Genomic DNA, 6233 nt, shown 5'->3' with positions numbered 1-6233 from the left:
GGCACTGGGCATCGCGGCGGCCCAAAATCTTTTGCCGGGGCCCTCGGCCCCGGCTACGACTTCCGGCCGCCGCTTCCCGCCACGGCTCGGGGAGATTGCTACGGGCGGCCGCTGGCCACCGCGTAGAAGGCGACGGCCGCGGCCGCGCCCACGTTCAGCGAGTCCACTCCGTGCGCCATGGGGATGCGCACCCACTCGTCGGCGGCGACCAGCGCCTGCGTCGAGAGCCCGTCCCCCTCCGCGCCCAGCATCAGCGCGACCCGCTCCAGCGTCTGCGGGGCGGCCACGTCGATCGGCGAGGCCTTCTGGTGCGGGGTCAGGGCGAGGAGCTTGAAGCCGGCCTCGCGGACCGAGTCCAGGCTCTTGGGCCAGGCTTCCAGGCGGGCGTAGGGCACGGAGAACACCGCGCCCATGGAGACCTTGACGGAGCGCCGGTACAGCGGGTCCGCGCAGTCGGGCGAGAGCAGCACCGCGTCCATGCCGAGGGCGGCCGCGCTGCGGAAGATGGCGCCGATGTTGGTGTGGTCGTTCACCGCCTCCATGATGACCACGCGCCGGGTGGTGGCGAGGAGCTCCTCGGCCGTGGGCAGCGGCTTGCGCTGCATCGAGGCGAGGGCGCCGCGGTGCACGTGGTAGCCGGTGACGCGCTCGGCGAGCTCCGGGCTGACCGCGTAGACCGGGGCCGGGAGCTCGTCGATGACGTCGCGCATGACGTCGACCCACTTGGCGGAGAGCAGCATCGAGCGCATCTCGTACCCGGCGTCCTTGGCGCGTCTGATCACCTTCTCGCCCTCGGCGATGAAGAGACCTTCCGCGGGCTCGCGCCTGCGCCGCAGTTCTACGTCGGTCAGGCCCGTGTAGTCGCGCAGGCGCGGGTCGTCGGGGTCCTCGACGGTGATGAGATCAGCCACAGGGTGATACTGCCTTGTCCTGGGTGCGGTGCCAACGGCTCGGTTACGGGGTTGTACTGACGGCCTGACGGCCTGCTGCCCTAGGGGGCGTCGGGCCGGTGCACGTTGACGACGTCGCCGATGACGATGACGGCCGGGGGCCGCACCTCCTGGGCCCGGACGGTCTCGCCGACCGTGGCCAAGGTGGCGTCCACGCGGCGCTGGGAGGCGGTGGTGCCCTCCTGGATGACGGCGACCGCGGTGTCGGCGGGGCGGCCGTGGCGGACCAGAGCCTCGGCGATCAGGCCGATCTTGTCGACGCCCATGAGGACGACCAGGGTGCCGGTGAGCTTGGCGAGGGAGGCCCAGTCCACGAGGGAACGCGGGTCGTCGGGGCCCACGTGGCCGCTGACCACGGTGAACTCGTGGGCCACACCGCGGTGGGTGACCGGGATGCCGGCGGCGCCGGGCACCGAGATGGAGCTGGAGATGCCCGGGACCACGGTGCAGGGGATGCCGGCCTCGGCGAGCGCCTGGAGCTCCTCCATGCCGCGGCCGAAGACGTACGGGTCCCCGCCCTTGAGCCGGACCACGGCCTTGCCGGCCTTGGCGTGCTCGATCAGGGCGTTGTTGATGGCCTCCTGGGCCATGAAGCGGCCGTACGGGATCTTCGCGGCGTCGATGACCTCGACGTGCGGGGGGAGCTCGTCGAGGAGGTCGCGGGGGCCGAGGCGGTCGGCGATGACGACGTCGGCCTCGGCGAGGAGGCGGCGTCCGCGGACCGTGATCAGGTCCGGGTCGCCGGGACCGCCGCCGACGAGGGAGACGCCGGGGGTGTGCGGGCGGGCGGCCGTCAGCGAGCCGTCGCGCAGCCCCTCGACGACCGCGTCGCGGACGGCGGCGGAGCGGCGGGGGTCGTTGCCGCTCAGCACGGCGACGGTCACGCCCTCGACGCGGCCGGTGGCCGGGGTCCAGGCGGTGGCGGCCTCGGCGTCGTCGGCGCGGACGCACCAGATCCGCTCGCGCTCGGCTTCTGCGGAGGCGGCGTCGTTGGCGGCCCTGTCGCGGGTCGCGACGAGGGCGTACCAGGCGCCCGCGAGGTCGCCGTCCTGGTAGCGGCGGCGCTCCCAACGGATCTCGCCGGTCTCGGCCATGGCGTCCACGGAGGGGGTCGCGGAGGGCGAGATCAGGAGGATGTCGGCCCCGGCCGCGATGAGCGAGGGCAGGCGGCGCTGGGCGACCTGTCCCCCGCCGACGACGACGACGCGGCGGCCCGTGAGGCGGAGTCCGACGGGGTAGGCGGGGTGTGCCGGGTGTCCCATGGCGGTTGCGGCTCCTGATGCGGCGGTGACGGCGGGGCCGCTGCGTCGCTGGAGCGGCTGATCGGGCGTTGACGTGCGGTAGCCCGTCCGAGGTCCACGATACGACCCACCCGGGCGGCGGTCGCCCCGGGGGCCGCCGCCCCGGCCGGTCGATGACCTCCGCCGGCCCGGCGGGGCCCGGCGGCCAGGTACGGACGGCCGGTTCAGCCGTCCTCGCCGTCCTGCGGAACGGTCGACGCCTCATCGTCCGGGGTGGGCGCGGCCTTGGGTGTGACCGGCGGGTCGACGGCGATGCGGGAGACCCGGGACGTTTCGCTCGCGAATCCGTACCGGTCCCCCGGCTCCCCGGGAGGGACAGGGTTTCCGTGGCGGTCGATCCGGGAGATCCCAGCATCGATCTCGACATTCTCGGCGCCGGGCTCCTGGTAGGACCAGAGGCTGAGGTAGCGCGGCCCGCGGGTCACGTTGACGAGGTTGTTGTTGTGCTCGACCCGTGCGCGGAAGAGCAAGCAGTCCTTCATGAACGACCGGCAGACGGCAGGAGGGGCGGCCTCTGCGGTCCTCCACGAGAAGGCAGGGTGCTTGAAACCCTGGGGGACCCTGGCGCGGTCCTGCCGGATGCTGATGACCTTGGACACCGCCTCGACCACGGTGTACTCCGGGCGCTCGCCGCCCACGGGGAGCTGGATGATCTTCTCCTCCGCGTGCTCGGAGCCCGGATCGAGCCACGAGCCCGCGACCGTGACGGTGCCCGTGGCCAGCAAGGTCCGGCCGGTCAGGCGCGCGTACCGTTCCGCGTCCCCGTCCACGTCGAGCACCTTGGCCTCGCGCCAGAAATCGGGGAACACGGACGTGGTGGCCACGGTCGACGTCCCGGTCACCCAGTAGGCGCTGCCGACGACGTTCACGGCCACCGTGCCGGTGTTCTTCACGCCCACCGTCACCGGTACGTACAGGACGGTGCCGTCCCGGCTGACCGTCGGCTTCCCGATGGTCGCCGTCGTGATCAGCTGTGCCCGGGCCGCATTGGGCGTGTAGAGAGCGGCGTAGGAGAAGTTGGTGACGGCCAGCACGCCGGAGAGCGTCAGCCCCGCGACGACGCTCTTGGGATACCTCATCCCGGACCAGGCCCGCCGCCGGTGGAGGATCCACAGGGCCCACACCGACCAGCACCACAGGAGCCCGTAGGCGGGCAGCAGGGGGACGAACTCGCGCTCCTCGAACCACATGACGAGCAGCAGGGTGGTGAGGATCAGGGCGAGGACGGCGCCGACCACCACGGGAACGCCCGAGTACGGCCAGTGCAGTTTGCCGAAGAAGTCGCAGGCCGCGAGCGCGGCCGCCACCTGGGCCAGGCCCGCGAGGACGAGCAGGAAGCCGGTCAGGCGGCCCGCGAAGGTGGTCGACCCGGAGGCGTCCACCTGGCCGATGCCGATCAGCAGTGCCGCGCAGCCGAGCAGGCCCACCACCATCGCGGTGGCCGTCAGCCGCCTGCGCAGGGGCTTGTCCGGCCAGTCGCGCTCACCCAGGCCCTCGTAGCGGAGGGGCTGGGGGGCGAGCCGGGCGTCGGGTCCGGGGGCGGACCCGGGGTTCGACTCCGGGCTCCGCCTGCGTCCGGTCCGCCGGAGCAGCCGGCGCAGCTCCCGCGGCGACCAGACCCTGCCCAGCAGGACGCCGCCCTCGGTGACGGGACGAAGGCCCCGGGCATCGGGAGCGTGGACGACCACGGTCGGTCTGGTGCCTGCCATGGGACCAGGCTGGGCGCATCCGCGGTGTCCCGCAGGGCGGGTTGCGCCACCAGGCGGTGCCGGAGACCGGCTGACGGGTGCTGCCGCCGGGCCCGTCCGTACGGGTCCGGCGGCAGGGCCGGGCTGCTACTTCTCGGTGACGCCCGCCGAGTCGAAGGTGGCCACCTCGTGCATCGCGCGGGCCGCGCTCTGGACCAGCGGGAGGGCCAGGAGGGCGCCCGTGCCTTCGCCCAGGCGGAGGTCCAGGTCGACCAGGGGGCGCAGGCCGAGCTTGTTCAGGGCCGCGACGTGGCCCGGCTCGGCGCTGCGGTGGCCCGCGATGCACGCCGAGAGGGACTCGGGGGCGATGGCGCGGGCCACGAGGGCGGCCGCGCCGGCGCTGACGCCGTCCAGGATGACCGGGGTGCGGAGCGAGGCTCCGCCGAGGAGCAGGCCGACGATCGCCGCGTGCTCCAGACCGCCGATGGCCGCGAGCACGCCGATCGGGTCCGCCGGGTCGGGCTGGTGGAGGTCCAGGGCGCGGCGGACGACCTCGACCTTGCGGGCGTGGGTCTCGTCGTTGATGCCGGTGCCGCGGCCCGTCACCTCCGCCGGGTCCACGCCCGTGAAGACCGAGATGAGCGCGGCGGACACCGTGGTGTTCGCGATGCCCATCTCGCCCGTCAGGAGGGCCTTGTTGCCTGCCGCGACCAGGTCGCGGGCCGTCTCGATGCCGACCTCGATGGCCGCGATCGCTTCCTCGCGGGTCATCGCCGGGCCGGTCGAGAGGTCGGCCGTGCCCGGACGGACCTTGCGGGGCAGCAGGCCCGGGGTGGCGGGCAGGTCGCCGGCGACGCCGACGTCGATCACGCAGACCTCGGCGCCCACCTGGTTGGCGAACGCGTTGCAGACCGCGCCGCCGCCCAGGAAGTTGGCGACCATCTGCGTGGTGACCTCCTGGGGCCACGGGGTGACGCCCTGGGCGTGCACGCCGTGGTCGCCCGCGAAGATCGCGACCGCGGCCGGCTCGGGGATCGGCGGCGGGCAGACCCGGGAGAGCCCGGCGAGCTGCGCGGAGATGATTTCGAGCATGCCCAGGGCCCCGGCGGGCTTGGTCATGCGCTTCTGCCGCTCCCACGCCTCGCCGAGCGCCTTCGCGTCGAGCGGGCGGATGCTGGCGACCGTCTCCGAGAGGAGGTCGTGCGGCTCCTCGCCGGGCAGCGCGCGGCGCCCGTACGTCTCCTCGTGGACCACCCAGGAGAGCGGACGGCGCTGGGACCAGCCGGCCTGCGCGAGCTCGGGCTCCTCGGGGAACTCGTCCACGTAGCCGACGCACAGGTACGCGACGACCTCCAGGTGCTCCGGCAGGCCGAGCGCGCGGACCATCTCGCGCTCGTCGAAGAAGCTGACCCAGCCGACGCCCAGGCCCTCGGCGCGCGCGGCGAGCCAGAGGTTCTCGACGGCGAGGGCCGAGGAGTACGGGGCCATCTGCGGCTGGGTGTGCCGGCCGAGGGTGTGGCGGCCGCCGCGGGTCGGGTCGGCGGTGACGACGATGTTCACCGGGGTGTCGAGGATGGCCTCGATCTTGATTTCCTTGAACTGCTTGGCCCGGCCCTTGGGCAGCGACTTCGCGTAGGCCTCGCGCTGGTGCTGGGCGAGCTCGTGCATCGTCCGGCGGGTCTCGGCGGACTTGATGACGACGAAGTCCCACGGCTGGGAGTGGCCGACGCTGGGCGCGGTGTGGGCCGCCTCCAGGACGCGCAGCAGCACCTCGTGCGGGATCGGGTCGGTGCGGAAGCCCTTGCGGATGTCGCGGCGCTCGCGCATGACGCGCAGGACGGCCTCGCGCTCGGCGTCGGCGTACGCGGGGGCGGCCTCGGTGGCCGGCGCCTCGTCGGTCGGCACGGCATCCGTCGGCACGGCATCGGCCGGAACAGCCTCGGCCGGCGCGTCGTCGGCCGTCACGGCCTCGGCCGGTACGTCGGTGGCCCCGGGCTCGGCCGCCGGCTCCGGCACCGATTCGAGTACGGGCTCACGTACGGGTTCGAGTACGGGCTCCAGCACGGGCGCCGCCTCGAAGGCGGGCTCGGGCGTCGGCGGTACGTCGGCCTGCGCGGCCTCGGGAGCGGGCTCCGGCTCGGCGGCCTGAACCACCGTTTCTGCGGGCTGCGGCTCCGGCGCGACGACCGGCTCGGGCTCGGTGACGGCCACGGCGACGGGCTCGGCCACGGGCTCCACGACGGGCTCGGCCGCGACGGGCTCCACGACGGCCCTCCTCGCGGACCGGCTGTGCG

The 6233-nt window shown here is 74.0% G+C and carries 4 protein-coding genes; all 4 read right to left on the bottom strand.

Annotated elements, in window-relative coordinates; all coding sequences use genetic code 11:
• Window positions 1-98: 98 nt before the first annotated feature.
• Window positions 99-911, bottom strand: a complete 813-nt coding sequence (locus tag ACWGDE_RS34785; protein WP_453393055.1) for a TrmH family RNA methyltransferase — start codon at window positions 909-911, stop codon at window positions 99-101.
• Between the two features lie 80 nt (window positions 912-991).
• Window positions 992-2212, bottom strand: coding sequence for a uroporphyrinogen-III C-methyltransferase (gene cobA, locus ACWGDE_RS34780; protein ID WP_453393054.1), 1221 nt, complete (start codon window positions 2210-2212; stop codon window positions 992-994).
• A 203-nt stretch (window positions 2213-2415) separates the two neighbouring features.
• On the bottom strand, window positions 2416-3960 hold the full coding sequence (locus ACWGDE_RS34775; protein ID WP_453393053.1) for a hypothetical protein: 1545 nt from the start codon (window positions 3958-3960) through the stop codon (window positions 2416-2418).
• 126 nt (window positions 3961-4086) lie between these two features.
• The coding region (gene cobT, locus ACWGDE_RS34770) for a nicotinate-nucleotide--dimethylbenzimidazole phosphoribosyltransferase (protein ID WP_453393052.1) at window positions 4087-6233 on the bottom strand (2147 nt) is incomplete at its 5' end.

This window comes from Streptomyces sp. NPDC054956 (assembly GCF_053609185.1).
Note: the sequence above shows the minus strand (reverse complement) of the source record. Positions and strands in the feature narration are given on the sequence as shown.

Excerpts from the sequence above, each read along its gene's own strand:
- cobA (WP_453393054.1), bottom strand. The coding sequence starts at position 2,212 with ATGGGACACCCGGCACACCCCGCCTACCCCGTCGGACTCCGCCTCACG.
- ACWGDE_RS34775 (WP_453393053.1), bottom strand. The coding sequence starts at position 3,960 with ATGGCAGGCACCAGACCGACCGTGGTCGTCCACGCTCCCGATGCCCGG.